Origin of the sequence: Micrococcus sp. Mcc89 (assembly GCF_024519795.1) — a bacterium.
GTDB lineage: Bacteria > Actinomycetota > Actinomycetes > Actinomycetales > Micrococcaceae > Micrococcus > Micrococcus luteus.
This window is the reverse complement of the sequence record NZ_JALJRI010000029.1, coordinates 22,540-43,625: the sequence shown is the minus strand read 5'-3', so window position 1 is coordinate 43,625 and position 21,086 is coordinate 22,540. Positions and strand designations below refer to the sequence as shown.

The window sequence follows — 21,086 nt, the reverse complement described above, 5'->3', positions numbered from 1 at the left end:
GATACCCTGGGGGCGATGACTTCTGCCGCCACGAACCCGCCCTCGCTGACCGACCGCATCGACGCGCGCCCGCCGGCCCCGGACGCCGACGACGTCTTCGGGGCCTTCGCGGCCTGGACCGAGGACCGCGGGATCTCGCTCTACCCCGCCCAGGAGGAGGCCGCCCTCGAGCTGGTCCAGGGCCGGCACATGATCCTGGCGACGCCCACCGGCTCCGGCAAGTCCCTGGTGGCGCTGGCCGCGCACGCCGACGCGCTCGCCCACGACGCCGTCTCCTATTACACGGCGCCGATCAAGGCGCTCGTCTCGGAGAAGTTCTTCGCGCTGGTGGACGTGTTCGGCGCGGAGAACGTCGGCATGGTCACGGGCGACTCCACCGTCAACGGTGACGCGCCCATCATCTGCTGCACCGCCGAGATCCTCGCCAACCGCGCGCTGCGCGAGGGCTCGGGCATGGAGATCGGCACCGTGGTGATGGACGAGTTCCACTACTACGCAGACCCCTCCCGCGGCTGGGCCTGGCAGGTGCCCCTCCTCGAGCTGCCGCAGGCCCGGTTCCTGCTGATGTCGGCCACCCTCGGCGACACCGCCCGCCTCGAGGCGGACCTGACCGAGCGCACCGGGCGCGAGGTCGCCGTCGTCGCCCACGCGCAGCGCCCCATCCCGCTGACGTTCGAGTGGTCCGAGGTGCCGCTGCAGGAGAAGGTCGAGGAGCTCGTGAGCACCCACCAGGCACCGGTGTACATCGTGCACTTCTCGCAGCTGGACGCCGTGGAGACGGCCCAGGGTCTGTCCTCGATCTCGGTGACGTCCAGGGAGGAGAAGGAGGCGATCGCCGCGCGGATCGCCGGCTTCCGCTTCTCCGCGGGCTTCGGGCACACCCTGAACCGCCTTGTCCGGGCGGGCATCGGCGTGCACCACGCGGGCATGCTGCCCAAGTACCGCCGCCTCGTGGAGAAGCTGGCCCAGGACGGGCTGCTCAAGGTCATCTGCGGCACGGACACGCTCGGCGTCGGGATCAACGTGCCGATCCGCACCGTGCTGCTCACCGCGCTGTCCAAGTTCGACGGCGAGAAGACCCGTCTGCTCCAGGCCCGCGAGTTCCACCAGATCGCCGGCCGGGCGGGCCGGGCCGGCTTCGACACCTCCGGCACCGTGGTGGTCCAGGCCCCCGAGCACGTGATCGAGAACAAGGCGGCCGAGCGCAAGGCCGCGGCGAAGTTCGCGAACGTCAAGGACGAGGCCGAGCGGGCCAAGCGCATGAAGCAGTCCGTGAAGTCCGGCAAGCGCAAGACCCCGCCGGCCGGCTTCGTCTCGTGGGGGCCGGCGACGTTCGAGCGCCTCGTCTCCGCCGAGCCGGAGCCGCTGGTCTCCCGCATGCGGATCACGCACTCGATGCTGCTGAACATCCTCGACCGGCCCGGCGACCCGGTCATCGCGGTCCGGCGCCTGCTGCGCGGCACCCACGAGACCCCGGCCCGCCAGGCGGTGCTCATGCGCCGCGCGCTCGGGATCTTCCGGGAGCTGCTGGCCACGGGCGTCGTCGAGCGTCTGCCCGAGCCGGACGCCGAGGGCCGGACCGTGGACCTCACGGTGGACCTGCAGCCGGACTTCGCGCTCAACCAGCCGCTCTCCCCCTTCGCCCTCGCCGCGCTCGACCTGCTGGACCCGGCCGATCCCGACCACGCGCTCGACGTCGTCTCCGTGATCGAGGCGACCCTCGACCCGCCGCGCCAGGTGCTCTCCGCCCAGGTCAAGCACGCCAAGGGCGAGGCCGTGGCCGCCATGAAGGCCGAGGGCATGGACTACAACGACCGCATGCGGGCCCTCGACGAGGTCACCCACCCGCGGCCGCTGGCCGAGCTCCTCGAGCAGCAGTTCGAGCTCTACCGGCAGGACGCCCCGTGGCTCGCGGAGTTCGAGCTGACCCCCAAGTCCGTGGTGCGCGACATGTTCGAGCGGGCCATGGGCTTCGGCGACTACGTGCGGTTCTACGGGATCGCCCGGTCCGAGGGCGTGCTGCTGCGCTACCTCACGGACGCGGTCAAGGCGCTGCGCCACACGGTGCCCGAAGCGGCCCGCACCGAGGAGTTCCAGGTGCTGCTGGACTGGCTGGACGAGATGGTGAAGCAGACCGACTCGTCCCTCCTGGAGGAGTGGGAGGACCTGGTGGCCGGGGACATCGACGAGCTGCGCCGGGACATGGAGGCGCTCGAGCCGCCGGTGCCGCCTCGCCTGACGGACAACGAGCCCGTGTTCCGGGTGATGGTCCGCAACGCGATGTTCCAGCGGGTGCGCCTGTTCGGCGACGAGCGGGACGAGGCGCTCGCGCGCCTGTCCGGCGACCTGTCCGCCGACGACTGGGCCGACGCCCTCGACGCCTACTTCGACGACCACGAGGACATCGACGACGGCCCCGCCGCGCGTGGCCCCGAGCTGTTCCGCGTGACCGCGGCCCCCGACGTCGCCGCCCCGCTGGAGCTGGCCGGCCCGCGCTGGTGGGCGGTGCGGCAGATCCTGAAGGACCCCGACGGGGACCTGGACCACGGGATCAACGCCGTGGTCGACCTGGACGCCTCCGACGAGGCGGGCCACCCCGTGATCCGGGTGGTCTCCGTGGGCGCGCCCGAGTCCGGGTGGGGCCTGTGAGCGCCGGGGACGCCCGGGCGGCAGGACGGCCCGTGGCGGGCGACCCGCGCGGCTTCGCCCCGCTCGAGCCGGCCCGCCACCGCGTGGGCGAGCGCACCGAGCTCTACGACGGCACCGTCACGGTGGACCACTGGTTCACGGTGCCGATCGACCACGCGCTGGGCCTCGCCGAAGCCGAGGCGCAGGACGCGGCGGGCACCGGCGTCGGGCCGCACCGGCGCGGCACGTTGACCGTCTTCGCCCGGGAGATCCGGGCGAAGGACGACCCCGGGGGCGAGCGTCCCTGGGCCCTGTACCTCCAGGGCGGCCCCGGCAGTGCCGGGCCCCGCCCGGCGCGCCTGAGCGGCTGGCTCGGCGCGCTGGCCGAGAGCCACCGCGTGCTGCTGCTGGACCAGCGCGGCACGGGGCGCTCGACCCCGGCCACCGTGGCGACCCTGACCGCCCCGGGCGCCTTCGCCACGGACGAGGCCCGCGCCGAGCACCTGGTACACCTGCGGGCGCCCTCGATCGTGCGGGACGCCGAGATGCTGCGCCTCGCCCTCGGCGCCGGGCCGTGGACCACGCTGGGCCAGAGCTTCGGCGGGTTCTGCACGCTGAGCTACCTCTCCTTCCACCCCGAGGGCCTGCAGCGCAGCCTGGTGACCGGCGGCCTCGCCCCGCTCACCGGCCACGCCGACCGGGTCTACCGGGCCACCTACGCCCGGATGCGGGCCCGCGCCGAGGAGTTCTTCGACCGGCACCCGGCCGACCGCGACGCGTGGGCGGAGGCCGTGGGGCTGATCCGCGCCGCCGAGGACGCGGGCGCCCCGATCCCCCTGCCCGGCGGCGGGCCGCTCACCGTGGGACGGGCCCAGGCCCTGGGCATGCTGCTGGGCGGCAACACCCGCGTGGACCGCCTGCACTGGGTCCTCGCCGAGGCCGTGGACCGCACCGGGCCCGCGCCGCGCCTGTCCGAGACGTTCCTGGCCGCCGTCGCCGACCAGGACGACCGCCTCGTCAACCCGCTCTACACCGTGCTGCACGAGGCGATCTACGCGCAGCCGGCGGACCTGGCCGGCGGCCGGGCGGACACCGGCTGGTCGGCGTCCCGGATGCTCGCCGAGCACCCGGACTTCGACCCGGAGGCGACCACGGTCCCGCTGCCCACGGGCGAACACGTCATGCCCTGGTCCGTCGAGGTCGACCCCCGGCTGCGGCCCCTGGCCGGCACGGCGCGGCTGCTCGCCGAGCGCACGCAGTGGGGCCCGCTCTACGACGTGGCCTCCCTGGCGCAGAACACCGTCCCCGTGGCCGCCGCCGTCTACGCGGACGACGTGTACGTGGACCGGGACCTCTCGATCGAGACCGCGCGGCGCGTCCGCGGCCTGCGGGTGTGGGAGACCGGCGCCTTCCACCACGACGGCATCGCCGACGACGGGCCGGCGATCCTCGACCGGCTCCTGGCGATGACCGCGCCGGACGGCGCCGGGACGACGACGGCCCCCGACCCGGTCGACTGACCGGCCCGGGGGCCCGGGCGCCGGCGGAGGGCTCCCCCGGCGCCGTGATCGGCTCAGACGGTGGGCCCGTCCTGCCGCACGATCTGCTCGGAGACCCCGCGCGCGTCGTCGTCACGGGGATCGGCGAGCCGGGTCTCGTGGGCCGTGCGGATGATGGCCGACCACGCGTCCTTGTGCTCGAGCAGCTGGTCGCGCCAGCGCTGGTCCACGGCCTCGGCCCGGGCCGTCCAGCGATCCATCAGGGCGGCGGCGCGCTCGCGCTCGGCCGGGTCGGCGTCCTCGGGCAGCTTCGAGTACCGGTACGAGTACTTCTCGGCGTTCTGCAGCGCCCGCAGGGCCTGGCCCTTCGGCGAGGCCAGGGAGATCGCCACGGTGATCGCCAGGATCACGACGACGACCACGAGGGACAGCGTCGTGGGGATCTCGACGACGGGCACGTTCTCGCCGCCGTTGATGAACGGCAGGTTGTTCTCGTGCAGGGCGTGCAGGATCAGCTTCACGCCGATGAACGCCAGCAGCGCGGAGAGCCCGTAGGCCAGGTAGACGAGGCGGTCGAGCAGGCCGTCGATCAGGAAGTACAGCTGGCGCAGGCCCATGAGCGAGAACGCCGTGGCGGTGAAGACGATGTACGCCTCCTGGGTCACGCCGAAGATCGCGGGGATGGAGTCGAAGGCGAAGAGGATGTCCGTGGCGCCGATCGCGATCATCACGAGGAGCATCGGCGTCATGAGGCGCTTGCCGTCCACCGTCGTGAAGAGGCGGTCGCCGTCGAACTGCTCGGAGGCGGGCAGGAACCGCTTGACCAGGCGGACCATCACGTTGTCCGCCTCGTCCTGGGCGCCCTCGGCGTCGCCGGACATCTCGCCCTTGAGCTGGCCGCCGGCGATGATCAGCAGGAACAGGCCGAAGAGGTAGAACACGTCGGACCACGCGGCGATGACGGCGGCGCCCAGCAGGATGAACAGGGTGCGCGAGATCAGCGCGAAGGTGATGCCGAACAGGAGCACCTTCTGCTGGTACTCGCGCGGCACCCGAAAGCTGGCCATGATGACCAGGAAGACGAACAGGTTGTCGACGCTGAGCGCCTTCTCCAGCAGGTAGCCGGTGTAGTACTCGACCGCGTGCTGGGTGTCGCCGAAGGCGAAGAACACGAGGCCGAAGACGAGCGCGAGGCCGACGTAGACGCCGGACCAGATCGCGGCCTCCCGGATCGACGGCGTGTGCGCCTTGCGGACATGGGCGAAGTAGTCGAACGCGAGGAGCCCGACGATCAGCGCGATCGTCAGGCCCCAGGTCAGGCCGTTGATTTCCACGGGTCACCTCTCGGCGTCAGGGGTCAGGACGGTGCCGCAAGTCTCTCCGCCCGCCGCGACCGCGGCCCGGGCCCCTGTGTCCGGCCGGCGGCGCGCTCTCGGCGGCCGCGGCGTGCTGACGTCCACAGTGTTCGGGATACTCCCCTACGTCGCCGGTCAGTCTACCCGGTCGCACGACGACGCCCCGACCCGCGGCGGGCGGAGCGGGGCGTCGTCGGGCCCGCTGGCGCAGGCCCATGAGGGCGAAGATATTGGCGGTCAGGACGATGAACCAGTTCTGGGTGAGGCCGAAGATCGCCGGGATGGAGTCCACCGCGAACATCACGTCCGTCAGGCCGATCGTGATGAACACGACCACCATGGGGGTGAACATGCGCCGGCCGTCCACGGTGGTGCGCAGTCGGTTGCCGTCGTAGTCCGGCGCCACGTTGAGGCGGCGGGTCAGGCGGGCCACGACGCCCGGCTCGGACTCCTCGTCCCCGCCGTCGTCCTTGAGCTGCTGCCAGGCGGTCCAGAGCAGGAAGGCGCCGAAGATGTAGAACTCCCACGTCAGGTGCTCGATGGCGACGGCGCCGACCGCGATGAACACCGCGCGGGCGATCAGCGCGATGATGATGCCCACCATCAGCACCTCCTGCTGGTAGCGGCGGGGCACCTGGAACTTGGCCATGATGATGAGGAACACGAACAGGTTGTCCACGCTGAGGCTGTACTCGGTGACCCAGCCGGCGAGGAACTCGGTGCCGTGCTGCGCATCGCCCAGGGCGAAGAGCAGCCCCGCGAAGAGCAGCCCCGCGAAGACCAGCGCCAGCGCCACGTAGAACCCGATCCACAGGCCGGCCTCCTTCATGGAGGGCTCGTGGGGGCGGCGCGCGACGTACAGCAGGTCAAGCAGGAGGATGACGCCGAGGACCACAAGGGTCGTGGTCTCGAAGGCGGGACTGAGCACGTCCTTGGAGGGGTTCCTTTCGTGGGGGCCGCGCCAGTCTAGACGGGTGCGGTCCCGCGCGCGGACGCGGGGGGCCGGTCTCAGACTGCGCCGGGAGCGGTCAGGCCCAGGGCGAGCCAGACGACGACGGCACCGGCGGCGGCCAGGCCCCAACTGGCGAGGGAGCCGATGAGGAACTCCTCCGCGCGCGAGCCGGCGCCGCGGTCCGCCGAGATCTCCGGGAAGCGCACGATGCCCTTGGCCGCCATCAGGGCCGCGATCACCGGATAGGCCTGCGCGAGCCCCAGGACGACCATGAGCAGCCGCTCCATGGGCCCGATGTAGCGGCCGCCGCGCAGGCCGTCGGCCGCGGGGTCCCCCGCCTCCTCGTCGCCCCCGTCGGCGGACCGGCCCGCCAGGGCGAGGACCGCGCGGGTGACCCGGTTGCCGGTCTCGGTCAGCGCCACCGTCACCGCCAGCAGCGTGAGTGCCGGGGGCGCGGAGCGCAGACCCGCGGGCGCCAGGGTCGACTCGAGCACGGCCACCAGGCCGACCACGGCCACCACCGCGACCACCCCGAGCGGCCGGTCCGGGTGCAGCCACGTCCAGCCCATCAGCAGGCCGAGGGACACCAGGCCGCCGCCCACCGCGACGGCCACGCCGGTCGGCGCCAGCACGGCCACCAGCACCGCGGCGAGGACGGCGGCCACGGCCGCGCCGGCCCGGGCGAGCCACCGCCGCCGTGGGGCGGGCCAGGCGCCGGGCAGGACGGCGTCGAGCAGGTCGTGCAGCCCCAGGGCGAGCAGTGCGAGGGCGGTCACGGCGCGACCTCCGTCGCCGCGGCGGCGAGCTCGGCGTCCAGCTCGAGCAGCCGGCCGATCCCGGACCGCGCGACGGTCTGCGACACCGCGGACTGCGTGATCCGCTCCGCCCGTGCGGCCTCCGCCTGGGTCGCCCCGCCCAGCAGGGCGGCGGCGATCCGGCGTTCGCGGGCCTTGAGCCGGCCGAGGACGTGGTCGCGCAGCAGGGCGAGCCCGTCCACGGCGGCGGTGAGGGACGGGTCCGCGGCACGGAAGGCGGTCGCGGCGCCGGCGGCCCGCTCGTGCGCGTGCTCGACGGCCTCGCGGGCCCGATACCAGGCCGTGCCGTCCTCGATGCCGTCTCCGCCGGCGTCCAGGGCCCGCCGCTGCCCCAGGCCGATCCCGAAGCGCAGGTCGAGGCCCGGGGGCAGGGCGAGCGTGACGCGGACGGTCAGCCGGAGCGCGTCCGGCCAGGTGCGGTGCAGCGCCTGGAACTCGTCGCCGACGCTGGCCCAGGCGGGGCGCAGCGGCGGGACGTCCTGTTCCGCGGCCGCGAAGGCGGCCAGGATCTGCTCCTGCGCGCGCTCCCGGTCCGGGAGGGCGCGGGAGCCGACGATGTCCGCGATCACGGCCGCGACCGGGGGTGCTGCGCTCATGGCGTCACACTATCACTGATATGACGACATTCATCAGTGTTTTCATAACACCCTGGGTCGGCATCATGCCGGGTGGTCACTGCTCCCGCTTCATCTGCCGCAGCTCCTTCTTGAGCTCGCCGACCTCGTCGCGCAGGCGGGCGGCGAGCTCGAACTGCAGGTCCGCCGCCGCCTGGTGCATCTGCTTCGACATCTGCTCGATCAGATCGGCCAGGTCCTTGGCGGGCAGCGACGCCGGGTCCACCGCCGGAGCCTCGGTGCCCTCCCCTGTGGTCGCGTCCCGGTCCAGCGAGCTGAGGCCTCGGTGGCCCATGCCGAAGTCGAACCCGGACTTCACGCCGCCCATGCCCTTGAGGAAGTCGGCGGTGTCCGCGTCCTCCCGGGCCAGCTGGTCCGTGATGTCCGCGATGCGCTTGCGCAGCGGCTGGGGGTCGATCCCGTGCTCCTCGTTGTACGCGATCTGCACGGCCCGGCGCCGCTCGGTCTCGTCGATCGCCCGCCGCATGGAGTCCGTGACGTTGTCGGCGTACATGTGGACCTCGCCGGAGACGTTGCGGGCGGCGCGGCCGATGGTCTGGATGAGGGAGGTGGTGGAGCGCAGGAACCCCTCCTTGTCCGCGTCCAGGATCGCCACGAGCGAGACCTCGGGCAGGTCCAGGCCCTCGCGCAGCAGGTTGATGCCCACCAGCACGTCGAAGGTGCCCTTGCGCAGCTCCCGCAGCAGCTCCACGCGGCGCAGCGTGTCCACATCCGAGTGGAGGTACTCGACCTTCACCCCCGCCTCGAGCAGGTAGTCCGTGAGGTCCTCGGCCATGCGCTTGGTCAGCGTGGTCACCAGGACGCGCTCGTCCTTGGCCGTGCGCACGCGGATCTGCTCGAGCAGGTCGTCGATCTGCCCCTCGGTCGGCTTGACCACCACCTGCGGGTCCACCAGCCCGGTGGGCCGGATGATCTGCTCGACGTAGCCGTCCGCCTGGCCGAGCTCGTAGGCGCCCGGCGTCGCGGAGAGGTACACGGTCTGCCCGATCCGCTCGAGGAACTCGTCCCACTTCAGCGGGCGGTTGTCCATGGCCGAGGGCAGGCGGAAGCCGTGCTCCACGAGGGTGCGCTTGCGGGACATGTCCCCCTCGTACATCGCGCCGATCTGCGGGATGGTCACGTGGGACTCGTCCACCACGAGCAGGAAGTCGTCCGGGAAGTAGTCCAGCAGGCAGTGCGGGGCGGAGCCGGCGGGACGGCCGTCGATGTGGCGCGAGTAGTTCTCGATGCCGTTGCAGTAGCCCATCTGCTGCATCATCTCGAGGTCGTACGTGGTGCGCATGCGCAGCCGCTGCGCCTCGAGCAGCTTGTCCTGGGACTCCAGCTCCTGCAGCCGCTCCCGCAGCTCGTCCTCGATGGTGGTGATCGCCCGGCCCATGCGCTCGTCGCCGGCCACGTAGTGCGAGGCCGGGAAGATGTACATCTCCTCCTCCTCGCGCACCACCTGGCCGGTGAGCGGGTGCAGGGTCTGGATGGACTCGATCTCGTCCCCGAAGAACTCGATGCGCACCGCGAGCTCCTCGTACATGGGGATGATCTCCACGGTGTCCCCCCGCACCCGGAAGGTGCCGCGGTGGAAGTCGACGTCGTTGCGCACGTACTGCATCTGCACGAACCGCCGCAGGAGCACGTCCCGGTCCATCTCCGCACCGCGGCGCAGGGTGACCATCTGCTCGATGTACTCCTCGGGCGTGCCGAGGCCGTAGATGCAGGAGACGGTGGCCACCACGATCACGTCCCGCCGGGTCAGCAGCGCGTTCGTGGCCGAGTGGCGCAGCCGCTCGACCTCCTCGTTGATGGAGGAGTCCTTCTCGATGAAGGTGTCCGTCTGCGGGACGTACGCCTCGGGCTGGTAGTAGTCGTAGTAGGAGACGAAGTACTCGACCGCGTTGTTGGGCAGCAGCTCCCGGAACTCGTTGGCCAGCTGCGCCGCGAGCGTCTTGTTCTGCACCATCACCAGCGTGGGCCGCTGGAGGCGCTCGACGAGCCACGCCGTCGTCGCCGACTTGCCCGTGCCGGTGGCGCCCATCAGGACGACGTCCTTCTCCCCCGCCTCCACGCGCTCGGCGAGCTCGGCGATGGCCTTCGGCTGGTCACCGGAGGGCTGGTAGGGGGAGATGACCTCGAACGGGGCGACGACGCGGTTGATCTTCTGGGCCAGGCTCATGGCAGAACCCTACGTCGCGCCCCGGACACCCCGGCGGTCAGTCCGCCGAGGGCTCAGCCGCGCCGGGGGCGAGGAACCGGTCCCACACCTGGTTCGCCACGGACGCGAGCCGCTCGAGGTCGGCGTCGTTGACGATGACCACGTCCGCGACGGCGCGCCGCTGCTCGTCCGTGGCCTGGGCCGCGATCCGCGCCTCGGCGTCCGCGCGGCTCATGCCGCGGTCCTCCACCATCCGGCGCAGGCGCTCCTCGAGCGGGGCCTCCACCACGATCACGAGGTCGAACGCGTCCGCCTGCCCGGTCTCCACCAGCAGCGGCACGTCCTGGACCACGACGGCGTCCGGCCCGGCCTCGGCGACGATGCGCCGGGCCGCAGCCCGGATCCGGGGGTGCACGATGCGGTTCAGGCGCTGTCGGGCGCCCTCGTCCCCGAAGACGATGCGGGCCATCTCGACGCGGTCGAGCTCACCGTCCGCGGTGATGACGCGGTCCCCGAACTCGTCCTGGACGGCGGCCAGCCCGTCGGTGCCCTTCTCGAGGACCAGCCGGGCGAGGGCGTCCGAGTCCACCAGGAGCGCGCCACGCTCCTGCAGGACACGGGCCACCGCGGACTTGCCGGCGGCGATCCCGCCGGTCAGGCCCACATGGACGCGCGGCCGTTCGGCCACCGGGTCGGTCTCGGTCATACGCGCTCTCCTCGGGCGGCCTCGAGCTGAGGCTGGATCTTGGCCTCCCAGTATGCCCGGACGGCCTCCTGCAGGTCCTCGAGCGAGCCGTCGTTCTCGATCACGGTGTCCGCGATCTCGGCCCGCTCCTCGTCCGCCGCCTCCTCGTCGATGAAGGCCCAGGCCCGCTCGCGGGTCATGTCGTGGGACTCCATGAGCCGGGCGACGCGCACCTCGGCGGGAGCGGAGACGGCCAGCACCTGGTCGAAGTCCTGTCCGGAGCCGGTCTCGGCCAGCAGGGCCAGGTCGACCACCAGCACGGAGTCCTCGCCGATCTCGCGGGCCCGGCGGTTCGCCTCGTCGCGCACCGCCGGGGAGACGATCTCGTACATGCGCGTCCGGGCGGTCGAGCTCTCGGTGGTGAGCCGGTTGAGGGTGCGCGCGTCCAGGGTGCCGTCCGCGCGGACGATGTCCTCGCCGAAGACCGAGCGGAGCTCCTCGAGCACGGGGTTGCCGGGCACGAGGATCTCCCCCATCAGGTCGTCGAACTCCACGACGACGGCGCCCAGCCGCTCGAGCTCCGCGCCGACCTCGGTGCGGCCCGCGGCGATGCCGCCGGTCAGGCCGACGGTGACGAGGGCCTTGGCCGCGTCGATGCGCTGCTGGTGCCACGTCTTCGGGGTGTGCGTGTCGTTCTCCGGCTCGGTGCCGACCTCGAACTCGGGGCGGATCACGAAGTCCGAGACGTCCACGCCGTCCTCGGTGGCGCGGCGGCGGTACTCCTCGACCGGCAGCACCTGCTTCCACTGGCGGGTCCGCATGGGCCGCGCGGCACCCGCGTCCTCGCGCAGGGCCTGCAGCAGCAGTGCGGCCTGCGTGACGGTGATGAGCAGGATGGGCAGGCCGATCACGATGATGACCTCCTGCAGCGCCGCCAGGCCGTTCTCGCCCGCGGTGAGGATGATGGCCGCGCAGACCGCGCCGATGGACACGGCCCAGAACACGGACTGGCGGCGGGGCGCGGCATCCTCGTGGCCATTGGCCATCGCGTCCATCACGAGCGCGCCCGAGTCGATCGAGGTGATGAAGAACAGCGTGATGACCACGAGCGCCACGACCGCGGCCACCGTGTAGAGCGGCGTGCCCTGCAGGTGCTGGAACAGGGCGGCCTGGACGTTGCCGTCGGTGACGATCGTCTGCGTGAGGTCACCGCCCTGGCCCGGCGCCGGCGCGGTGGCGCGGTCCGACTGGAACGCGGAGTAGCCGTAGATGCCCATCCAGATGATGACGAACGCCGTGGGCAGGCCGAGGCCGGCCATGATGAAGGAGCGGATGGTGCGGCCGCGTGAGATGCGGGCGAAGAACATCCCCACGAAGGGCGCCCACGTCACGGTCCAGGCCCAGTAGAAAACGGTCCAGTCACCGGACCACTGGCCCGAGTTGTACGTGTCGTTGTAGGTGGAGAGCACGGGCAGCATGGAGGCGTACTCGCCGATCGCCTGCACGGTGCCGCGGATGACGTCCATGCTGGAGACGGCCCACATCAGGACGTACACGAGCAGGGCGATCGCCAGCAGGATGTTGGCGTAGGACAGCCGCTTGACGCCCTTGTCCATGCCGACCAGCACGGAGGCCGTGCCCACGGCGGTGACGACGGCCAGGATGAGCGCCTGGACCCAGCCGGCCACGGGGGTGCCCAGCACGTAGTTCATGCCCGCGTTGATCTGCAGGGCGCCCAGGCCCACGGACACGCCGAGGCCGAACACGGTGGAGACCACGGCGATGATGTCGATCGTCTTGCCGATGGGGCCGTGGATGCGATCGCCGAGGAGGGGCTGGAAGGCGGAGGACACGCGCGGGGGCAGCTTGCGCTTGTACGTGAAGTAGCCGAAGCACAGGCCCGGGACGAGCAGGATCGCCCACATGTGGATGCCGAAGTGGAAGTTCGCGATCGCCATGGCCTCCGAGGCCGCGCGGTCGGAGAACGGCTCCGTCCCCGCCATGGGCGGGTTGGCGTAGTGGTTCATCGGCTCCGCGATGCCCCAGAACATCAGCACCGCGCCGACGCCGGCGGCGAACATCATGCCGAACCAGGTCAGGCCGGAGTACTCCGGCACCGCGTCGTCGTCGCCGAGCTTGACCCGGCCGTACCGGGTCACGGCGAGGATGAACAGGAACGCCACCAGCAGGGTCAGGCTGAGGGTGTAGATCCAGCCGACGTCGTAGCGCAGCCAGCTCGAGACCACGCCGAAGGCCGCCTGGACCGGGCCAGGGAACAGGCCCATCGCGGCGGTGAAGAGCACGACCGCGGCGGCCGAGCCGAAGAAGATCGCCGGACTCGTGCGGAGCCCCAACGTGTCGTGCAGGCGAGTGAGCGGGGAAGTCATGAGTCTCCCGGGACAGGGTCATGGGAGGCCCGCGGCGGCACGCGTGCTCGCTCACCGGTGGGCCGGTGCCGGGTGGCACGGTCTTCCACTGTACCGAAGCTCACGTCGGGGCTCGACGGCGTGCCCGTCCTCGGCCAGCCCCTAGGGTGGGGTCATGCCCGATCCCGCCCCCGCCCCGACCGCGCGCTGCACGGTCCTGCCGGCGTCCGCCCGCGACCCCGACGGCTGGCTGGAACGGGAGGTGGAGATCCGCCGCAGCCGCTTCCTCACCTACCTCGGGCGCGTCGAGGACGAGGCGCAGGCGCGCGAGATGGTCGCCGTCCTGCGGCGCCGGCACCACGACGCGCGGCACGTGTGCAGCGCGTTCGTCCTCGGCCCCGCCCGGGACCGGATGCGCTCCAGCGACGACGGCGAGCCCGCCGGCACGGCCGGCGTCCCCATGCTCGAGGCCGTCCTCCAGCGCGAGACCGCGCCGGGCCGGACCGACCTGACGGACGTGTGCGCCGTCGTCGTGCGCTGGTTCGGGGGGATCAAGCTGGGCGCCGGGGGCCTGGTGCGCGCCTACTCGGACTCGGTGTCCGGGGCACTCGACGCCGCCCCGCTGCGCACCCGCTCCCGGCTGGCCCTGCTCGCGGTGGAGGCGCCCCACACCGACGCCGGCCGGTGGGAGAACGAGCTGCGCGCGGCGGGCGTGTCCGTGCTGGAGGCGAGCTACGGCGCCGCGGGGGTCCGCCTGACGGTCGGCGTGCCGGACACCGAGGAGGCCCGCGCGGCGTTCGCGGCGCGGCTCGCGGACGTCACGGCCGGCGCGGGGCATGCGGAGCGGATCGGAGAGGACTGGGTGGACCATGAGTGAACCGCTGCCCCGGGGGGTCACCCCCGATGTCGCCCGTGGCGGGCTGCCGGACGACCTCACCGCGGGCGTGGACTTCGCGGCGCTGGATCGGTGGCCGCTGCCGACCGAGCCCGACCGCCAGGCCCACGACGCGGCGGACCTGCTCCTGCTCGACACCCTGGCCGGGTGGATCGCGAGCGGGCACGTCCCCGGCCCGGTGGCCGTCCTGGAGGACCGGCACGGCGCGCTGACCCTGCCCCTGCTCACGGCCGGCCACGACGTGCGGATCCACCAGGACGACGCCTCCGCCGAGCGCTCGCTGGACGCGAACCTCGCCGCGTGGCGCGCCGCCGGTCGCCTCGGCGGGGAGACGGGCGAGCTCGAGCGAACGGCCACGCCTGAGGAGGCGGCCCGGGGCGCCCGGACGGTCCTGCTGCCGCTGCCCCGCTCGCTCGACGAACTCGACCGGCTGTCCCGGATCGTGTCGGCCGCCGCCGACCCCGGCGTGGTCCTGCTGGCCGGCGGCCGCGACAAGCACATGAGTCCGCGCATGAACGCGGTGCTGGGCGCGGCGTTCGAGGACGTCGTCGCCGGACGGGGACGCCGCAAGGCGCGCGTGCTCACGGCCCGGGGCCCACGTCCCGGCGTGACCGCCCGGCCGCCGGAGGAGGCCGACCGCGACGTCCCCGGCGTGGGGCGCCTGCACCTGGTGGCCCACGCCGGCACCTTCGGCGGAGCCGCCGCCGACCCGGGCTCCCGTCTGCTGCTCGCCTCGCTCGCCGACGACCCGCGCCCGCCGGGGCGCGTCGTGGACCTGGGCTGCGGCAACGGGCTGCTCTCGGTCGGGGCAGCGCGGCTGTGGCCGCACGTCACCGTGGTGGCCACCGACCAGTCCGCCGTGGCGGTGGCCTCGACGCTGGCCACGGCCCGTGCGAACCGCGTGGCGGACCGCGTCCGGGCCGTGCGCGACGACGCGCTGGCCACGTGGCCGGACGGGGAGGAGGAGTGCGTGCTCCTGAATCCCCCGTTCCACGACGGCAACGCCGTGGACCCCTCCGTGGCGCACCGGCTGGTGGCGGCCGCGGCGCGGGTGCTGGAGCCGGGCGGCCGGCTGTGGTGCGTCTGGAACTCGCACCTGCGGTACCGGTCGGTGCTGGAGGACCTCGTCGGGCCGACTCGGCAGACGGCGCGCGACCGCACGTTCACCGTGACGGTCTCCGAGCGCCGCTGAGCGCGGCCGCCGGGTCCCGTCCGCTCCCCCGCGGCCAGTCCCCCGGGACACGACGACGCCCCGCCCCTCCGGAGGGAGGGACGGGGCGTCGGGTGCTCGGCGCGGGCCGTCAGGGACGGCCACGCACGGCGGCGATCAGTTGCCGGTGAGCTTCTCGCGCAGGGCGGCGAGGGCCTCGTCGGAGGCCAGGGTGCCTCCGTCCGAGGACGGGGCCTCGGAGGAGTAGGACGAGCCGCCCAGGCCCGCACCGGCGTCGGCGCCGGCGGTGGCCTCCTCCTGGAGGGAGCGGCGCACCTGCTCCTTGTGGGCCTCCCAGCGGGCCTGAGCGTCGGCGTACTGCTGCTCCCAGGCGGCGCGCTCGGTCTCGAAGCCCTCCATCCACTCGTTGGTCTCGACGTCGAAGCCCTCGGGGTACTTGTAGTTGCCCTCCTCGTCGTACTCCGCGGCCATGCCGTAGAGCGCCGGGTCGAACTCGGTGCCCTCGGGGTCCACGCCCTCGTTGGCCTGCTTGAGGGACAGGGAGATGCGGCGACGCTCGAGGTCGATGTCGATGACCTTGACGAACAGCTCGTCGTTGACCGACACGACCTGCTCGGCGGTGTCGATGTGGCGCGAGGCCAGCTCCGAGATGTGCACGAGGCCCTCGATGCCGTCCTCCACGCGGACGAACGCACCGAACGGCACGAGCTTGGTGACCTTGCCCGGCACGACCTGGCCGAGGGCGTGGGTGCGGGCGAAGAGCTGCCACGGGTCCTCCTGGGTCGCCTTCAGCGACAGGGAGACACGCTCGCGGTCCATGTCCACCTCGAGGACCTCGACGGTGACCTCCTGGCCCACCTCGACGACCTCGGACGGGTGGTCGATGTGCTTCCAGGACAGCTCGGAGACGTGCACGAGGCCGTCCACGCCGCCCAGGTCCACGAAGGCGCCGAAGTTGACGATGGAGGACACGGTGCCGTTGCGGACCTGGCCCTTCTCCAGCTTGTGGAGGAAGTTGGAGCGGACCTCGGACTGGGTCTGCTCGAGCCAGGCGCGGCGGGACAGGACCACGTTGTTGCGGTTCTTGTCCAGCTCGATGATCTTCGCCTCGAGCTTCTGGCCGATGTAGGGGGCCAGGTCGCGCACGCGGCGCATCTCCACGAGGGAGGCCGGGAGGAAGCCGCGCAGGCCGATGTCGAGGATGAGGCCGCCCTTGACCACCTCGATGACGGTGCCCTCGACGACGCCGTCCTCCTCCTTGATCTTCTCGATGTCGCCCCAGGCGCGCTCGTACTGGGCGCGCTTCTTCGAGAGGATCAGGCGACCCTCCTTGTCCTCCTTGGTGAGGACCAGGGCCTCGACGGTGTCGCCCACGGCCACGACCTCGTCCGGGTCCACGTCGTGCTTGATGGACAGCTCGCGGGACGGGATGACGCCCTCGGTCTTGTAGCCGATGTCGAGCAGGACCTCGTCGCGGTCCACCTTGACGACGGTGCCCTCGACGAGGTCGCCATCGTTGAAGTACTTGATGGTCGCGTCGATGGCGGCGAGCAGGTCCTCGGCAGAGCCGATGTCGTTGATGGCGACCTGCGGGGCGTTGGAAGTGGTGGTCATGTAGGAGGGACTCCGTTGGGATCGGGGGTCACGTCGGGATCGATGCCGCCGGTGGGCGGCATCCGGGCACCAGAGGGGCCCCACCCGGCGTGGGTCGTGATGGACATGTATCAAACGCGCACGAATGTGCTCGTCCAGCGTATCAGAAGCCGACGAGGGTGTGCAGGGGTCGGCTGGGTCGCACAAGCCCGTCGAACGCCTCCGCCGCGCCGGCCCGCAGCTCCGCCACGACACCGGCCTCCGCCAGCACCGCGGCGCCGGCCCCGCGGGAGTGCCCGCCGAGCCAGAGCGCGGAGAACCGGGCCGCGTCGAGCCGGAGCCCCGCGCCCATGCGGACGGCGTCGGCCGCGGGGCCCAGCCGCTCGGCGGCGCCGCGCCCCTGGCGGACGGTGAGCCGCCACGTCCCGTCGATCGCGCCGAGCGCGTCCTCGACGGCGACGACGACCTCCCCGTCGCCCGCCCAGCCACGGGCCGCCATGGCGGCGGGCAGGTTCAGGACCCGCAGGTACAGGTCGTCGGAGCCGCGGTGCCGGCTCACCCGCCGCTCGTCGACGAAGAGCGCCTCGAGCCAACCGGGCTCGGGTGCGCGGCCCCACTCGATCCGCTCGACCAGGTCCAGCCGGGCCAGGTGGTGGACGAGCCCGCGCCGCGCGTCGGCGGTCGCCGCGAGGAACGCGGTGACGGTGATCGTGGGCGGCTCCTTCTCCCAGCCCTCGAACCGATACAGCGCGACGCCCTGGACCCGCCCGTCGTCGTCGCGGTGGACCGCCGCGTACAGCCCCGAGCCGCGCCCCTCGTTCCGACTCGCCTCGCGGTCCTCCCAGCGAGGCACGCTGAACGAGGTCCGCTGGACCGAGCCCGGGGTGGCCGGCAGCACCCGCCCGTACAGCTCGTCCACGAGGCCGGGGATCTCCCGCGGCTCCTCGACCGTGACCCGCCCGCCGGCCGGGGCGCCCGTGAACGCGGGGGCGCCCGAGACGTCGATCCGCACGGCGTGCCACCGGGTGGCGGCCCCGAAGCCGAAGCGGCCGTAGATGGCGGCCTCGGTCGCGGTCAGGGCGGCCGCGCACAGGCCGGCGTCGCGGGCGTCCGCGAGGGACCTGAGCATCATGGCCCGCAGCACGCCGCGCCGGCGGGCGTCCGGCGAGACGGTCACGTCGGTGATCAGCCAGGCGTCGACGGTGCGGCCGGGCCACGTGGTCAGCGGCTGCACGAAGTCCTCGAAGGTGGCGGCGGGGCGGCGGGCCGCCGGGTCGTCCCCCGGCGCGTAGACGCCGAGCCGGCGCCGTCCGTCGGCCGCGTGGGCCTCGAGCTGCTGGCGGAGCGCGGCGCCCGTGGGCACCGTCTCGTAGAAGCCCCGTTCGACCGCGGCCGCGAAGTGCGATGCGGCGGGGTCCTCGGGGCCGAGGACCCCGAGGTCGCGCAGCGCGAGGCCGTGCTCGCCGAGCCGGTCCTCGGCGGCGTCGGCCAGCCGCCGCAGCGACGGACCCTCCGGCGCGTCAGTGTGCGGCGTCATGCCAGCTCCTTCCCTGGCCGACGTGCACGTCGAGCGGCACGGAGAGCTCGGCGGCCCGGCCCATCCGCTCCTTCAGGAGCGCCGTGGCCTTGTCGAGCTCGGCGGCCGGGACCTCGAGGATGAGCTCGTCGTGGACCTGCAGCAGCAGGCGCGAGGCCAGCCCGTGCTCCTCGAGGCCGGCCTGCACGTCGAGCATCGCGCGCTTGATGATGTCCGCGGCCGAGCCCTGGATGGGGGCGTTGAGCGCGGCGCGCTCGGCCATGTCCCGCAGCTGACGGTTGTCCGAGCTGAGGTCCGGGAGGTAGCGGCGGCGCCCCTCGATCGTCGAGGTGTACCCGTCCTGTCGGGCCTGCGCGACGACGTCGCGCAGGTAGTCGCGCACGCCGCCGAAGCGGTCGAAGTAGCCCTTCATGAGGCCGCGCGCCTCGTCCACCGAGATCTTCAGCTGCTTGGACAGCCCGAAGGAGGACAGCCCGTAGGCCAGGCCGTAGCTCATCGCCTTCACCTTGGCGCGCTGCTCGGCGGTGACGTCGTCCGGGTCCACGCCGAACACCTGCGAGCCGACGAACGAGTGCAGGTCCTCGCCCTCGCGGAAGGCCTGGATCAGCCCCTCGTCCTCGGACAGGTGCGCCATGATGCGCATCTCGATCTGGGAGTAGTCGGCCGAGAGCAGCACGGCCTGCTCGCCGGCCACCTCGTCCGCCACGAACACCTCACGGATGCGGCGGCCCGCCTCGGTGCGCACCGGGATGTTCTGGAGGTTCGGGTGCAGCGAAGACAGCCGGCCCGTGGCGGCGGCGGTCTGCGAGTAGGTGGTGTGGATGCGGCCGTCCGGGGCGACGGTCTCGAGCAGCCCCTCCACGGTCTGCCGGAGCTTCGTGGCGTCACGGTGGGCCATCAGGTTCTCGAGGAACGGGTGCCGGGTCTGCTCGAGCAGGTCCTGCAGCGAGTCCACGTCCGTGGAGTAGCCGGTCTTCGTCTTGCGCGTGCGCGGCATGTTGAGCCGCTCGAACAGCACCTCCTGCAGCTGCTTGGGCGAGCCGAGGTTGACCTGCATCCCGCCGGTCTCCTCCGCGACGGACGCCCACGCGGACTCCTTGGCGGCGTCGGCGGCGTCGGTGAAGTCCTCGCGCAGGCCGGTCAGGGCGTCGACGTCGACGGCGATGCCGGTCAGCTCCATCCGGGCGAGCAGCCGCGAGAGCGGGATCTCGAGCTCTTGCAGCAGCCGCTGGGCCCCGCGGTCGAGCACCTGGGGCGTGAACTGGGTGGAGAGACGGCGCACCACCCAGGCGGCCCGCACGGCGTCCGCGGCGCGGTCCGCGCGTTCGGCGGCGGCCTGACCCCCGTCGAGGTCGAACGTCCCCTGCGCCCGCTGCTGCGCGGGCTCGCGCGGGGCGGTGAGGGGGGTGTGCAGATGCGCCTCCGCCAGCGCCTCGAGCGAGGTGTCCCGCCGGTCCGGCTGGATCAGGTAGGCCGAAAGCAGCACGTCGTCCACCACGCCGTCCAGGGCCGCGTCCCGGCCGAGCCCGTCCCCCTCGGTGGGCGCGGCCAGCGCCTTGAGCGTGCGCTTGAGGTCGTGCACGGCCTTGGCCAGTCCGCCCTCGCCCAGGGCCTCGCGCATGGCGGCCACCAGCGCCGGGTCCGGGGCGTCGCCGTCGAGGGTGACGTGCAGGCCCGCGTGCTCGCCCACCAGCGCGACGCCGACGGGCGTGCCGAACGTGCCGGGCACGGGCACCTTGCGGCGGGGCAGCAGGGCCGGGCCCTCGACGTCCACGTGGACGCCGAGCAGGTTGCCGGCCTCGGCGGCGAGGAAGGATCGCACGTCCTCGGCCGTCGTCGCCTCGGTGAACTCCGGGGCGGCCTCGACCTCGGGGGGCGGCGCGTCCTCGCCCACCCGCTCGCCGAACACCTCGAACACGCGCTCCCGGATGCGGTTGAACTGCAGCGCGTCGAACAGCTCCTCCACGGGCTCGCGCTCGGGCATCTCGAGCCGCATCGCCTCGAGCCCGATCGGCAGGTCGAGGTCGCGCACGAGGGCGTTGAGGCGGCGGTTGCGGCGCACGTCCTCGAGATGCTCGCGCAGCGCCTCCCCCTTCTTGCCCGTGATCTCGTGCGCGTGTGCGAGCACGCCGTCGAGGTCCCCGTACTGCTTCAGCCATTTCGCGGCGAACCCGGGACCGACGCCGGGGACGCCGGGCAGGTTGTCCGCGGCCTCGCCGACGAGGGCCGCGAGCTCGGGGTACTGGGCGGGGGCGACCCCGTACTTGGCCTTGACGGCGTCCGCGTCCATCGGCGGGATGTCGGAGACGCCCTTCTTGGGGTAGAGCACGGTGGTGCGCTCGGAGATGAGCTGGAACGCGTCCCTGTCACCGGAGACGACGACGGCCTCCCACCCCGCCTCCTCGGCGCGCGCGGACAGCGTGGCCACGATGTCGTCGGCCTCGTAGCCCTCCAGCGTGAGCGTGGGGATGCCCAGGGCCTCCATGACCTTCACGGTCAGCTCGATCTGGCCCGCGAACTCCGCGGGCGTCTCGGAGCGGCCCGCCTTGTACTCCCCGTACTCCTCGGAGCGGAACGTGGGCCCGGAGAGGTCGAACGCCACGGCCACGTGCGTGGGCCGCTGCTGCCGGATCATGGTCAGGAGCATGGCGGTGAAGCCGTACACGGCGTTCGTGTGCTGGCCCGTGTCCGTGGCGAAGTTCTCGGCGGGCAGCGCGTAGAACGCGCGGAACGCCATCGAGTGCCCGTCCAGGACCAGCAGCCGCTGCGGGGCCTCTGGGGTCGGATCTGCCGCCATGGGTGCTCACGT

General features: G+C 72.8%; 14 protein-coding genes. 4 read left to right on the top strand and 10 right to left on the bottom strand.

What is annotated here, in order from left to right:
- Positions 1-15: 15 nt before the first annotated feature.
- Positions 16-2,649: an RNA helicase gene (locus NR072_RS03945; RefSeq protein WP_256836230.1), complete on the top strand. Its 2,634-nt coding sequence runs from the start codon at positions 16-18 to the stop codon at positions 2,647-2,649.
- Positions 2,650-2,681: 32 nt separating this feature from the next.
- Positions 2,682-4,148 carry an alpha/beta fold hydrolase gene (locus NR072_RS03940; protein ID WP_049147869.1) on the top strand — a complete coding sequence of 489 codons (1,467 nt, stop codon included), beginning with the start codon at positions 2,682-2,684 and terminating at the stop codon, positions 4,146-4,148.
- A gap of 53 nt (positions 4,149-4,201) precedes the next feature.
- On the opposite strand, the gene NR072_RS03935 is transcribed toward NR072_RS03940, so the two are convergent.
- The 7 genes from NR072_RS03935 to coaE (NR072_RS03905) all read right to left on the bottom strand — a co-directional run bounded on the left by NR072_RS03935 (position 4,202) and on the right by coaE (NR072_RS03905) (position 13,102).
- Positions 4,202-5,461, bottom strand: coding sequence for a TerC family protein (locus NR072_RS03935; protein WP_049147868.1), 1,260 nt, complete (start codon positions 5,459-5,461; stop codon positions 4,202-4,204).
- A 16-nt stretch (positions 5,462-5,477) separates the two neighbouring features.
- Positions 5,478-6,410: a TerC/Alx family metal homeostasis membrane protein gene (locus tag NR072_RS03930; protein WP_256836228.1), complete on the bottom strand. Its 933-nt coding sequence runs from the start codon at positions 6,408-6,410 to the stop codon at positions 5,478-5,480.
- Positions 6,411-6,490: 80 nt separating this feature from the next.
- Complete coding sequence (locus tag NR072_RS03925) at positions 6,491-7,210, bottom strand: hypothetical protein (protein WP_256836220.1); 720 nt, start codon at positions 7,208-7,210, stop codon at positions 6,491-6,493.
- Positions 7,207-7,845 carry a SatD family protein gene (locus tag NR072_RS03920; RefSeq protein ID WP_044658956.1) on the bottom strand — a complete coding sequence of 213 codons (639 nt, stop codon included), beginning with the start codon at positions 7,843-7,845 and terminating at the stop codon, positions 7,207-7,209. The genes NR072_RS03925 and NR072_RS03920 overlap by 4 nt, the downstream gene beginning before the upstream one ends.
- Positions 7,846-7,921: 76 nt before the next feature.
- Entirely contained in the window at positions 7,922-10,051 is a 2,130-nt protein-coding gene (gene uvrB, locus NR072_RS03915) for an excinuclease ABC subunit UvrB (protein ID WP_100058001.1), read from the bottom strand.
- Between the two features lie 37 nt (positions 10,052-10,088).
- The gene (gene coaE / locus NR072_RS03910) at positions 10,089-10,736 is read right to left on the bottom strand and encodes a dephospho-CoA kinase (protein ID WP_036315330.1); all 648 of its coding nucleotides are present in this window, start codon (positions 10,734-10,736) and stop codon (positions 10,089-10,091) included.
- On the bottom strand, positions 10,733-13,102 hold the full coding sequence (coaE, locus tag NR072_RS03905; protein ID WP_041102705.1) for a dephospho-CoA kinase: 2,370 nt from the start codon (positions 13,100-13,102) through the stop codon (positions 10,733-10,735). Before coaE (NR072_RS03905) ends, coaE (NR072_RS03910) begins: the two co-directional genes overlap by 4 nt.
- Positions 13,103-13,256: 154 nt before the next feature.
- Here coaE (NR072_RS03905) and NR072_RS03900 point away from each other — a divergent pair, with 154 nt between their 5' ends.
- Positions 13,257-13,958 carry a YigZ family protein gene (locus NR072_RS03900; protein ID WP_036315334.1) on the top strand — a complete coding sequence of 234 codons (702 nt, stop codon included), beginning with the start codon at positions 13,257-13,259 and terminating at the stop codon, positions 13,956-13,958.
- The gene (locus tag NR072_RS03895; protein WP_233437074.1) at positions 13,951-15,168 is read left to right on the top strand and encodes a class I SAM-dependent methyltransferase; all 1,218 of its coding nucleotides are present in this window, start codon (positions 13,951-13,953) and stop codon (positions 15,166-15,168) included. Before NR072_RS03900 ends, NR072_RS03895 begins: the two co-directional genes overlap by 8 nt.
- A gap of 135 nt (positions 15,169-15,303) precedes the next feature.
- Here NR072_RS03895 and rpsA read toward each other — a convergent pair whose 3' ends face one another.
- The 3 genes from rpsA to polA all read right to left on the bottom strand — a co-directional run bounded on the left by rpsA (position 15,304) and on the right by polA (position 21,074).
- A complete protein-coding gene (gene rpsA, locus NR072_RS03890) occupies positions 15,304-16,761 on the bottom strand; it encodes a 30S ribosomal protein S1 (protein WP_036315338.1) in 1,458 nt (485 codons plus the stop codon).
- A gap of 142 nt (positions 16,762-16,903) precedes the next feature.
- Positions 16,904-18,277 carry a GNAT family N-acetyltransferase gene (locus tag NR072_RS03885; RefSeq protein WP_134377160.1) on the bottom strand — a complete coding sequence of 458 codons (1,374 nt, stop codon included), beginning with the start codon at positions 18,275-18,277 and terminating at the stop codon, positions 16,904-16,906.
- A complete protein-coding gene (gene polA, locus NR072_RS03880) occupies positions 18,261-21,074 on the bottom strand; it encodes a DNA polymerase I (RefSeq protein ID WP_256836213.1) in 2,814 nt (937 codons plus the stop codon). Before polA ends, NR072_RS03885 begins: the two co-directional genes overlap by 17 nt.
- Between the last annotated feature and the right edge of the window lie 12 nt (positions 21,075-21,086).

Bases quoted from the DNA above. Each gene is read 5' to 3' on its own strand.
- NR072_RS03945 (WP_256836230.1), top strand. From the start codon at position 16: ATGACTTCTGCCGCCACGAACCCGCCCTCGCTGACCGACCGCATCGAC.
- NR072_RS03920 (WP_044658956.1), bottom strand. From the start codon at position 7,845: ATGAGCGCAGCACCCCCGGTCGCGGCCGTGATCGCGGACATCGTCGGC.
- uvrB (WP_100058001.1), bottom strand. From the start codon at position 10,051: ATGAGCCTGGCCCAGAAGATCAACCGCGTCGTCGCCCCGTTCGAGGTC.
- coaE (WP_036315330.1), bottom strand. From the start codon at position 10,736: ATGACCGAGACCGACCCGGTGGCCGAACGGCCGCGCGTCCATGTGGGC.
- coaE (WP_041102705.1), bottom strand. From the start codon at position 13,102: ATGACTTCCCCGCTCACTCGCCTGCACGACACGTTGGGGCTCCGCACG.
- NR072_RS03900 (WP_036315334.1), top strand. From the start codon at position 13,257: ATGCCCGATCCCGCCCCCGCCCCGACCGCGCGCTGCACGGTCCTGCCG.
- NR072_RS03895 (WP_233437074.1), top strand. From the start codon at position 13,951: ATGAGTGAACCGCTGCCCCGGGGGGTCACCCCCGATGTCGCCCGTGGC.
- rpsA (WP_036315338.1), bottom strand. From the start codon at position 16,761: ATGACCACCACTTCCAACGCCCCGCAGGTCGCCATCAACGACATCGGC.
- NR072_RS03885 (WP_134377160.1), bottom strand. From the start codon at position 18,277: ATGACGCCGCACACTGACGCGCCGGAGGGTCCGTCGCTGCGGCGGCTG.
- polA (WP_256836213.1), bottom strand. From the start codon at position 21,074: ATGGCGGCAGATCCGACCCCAGAGGCCCCGCAGCGGCTGCTGGTCCTG.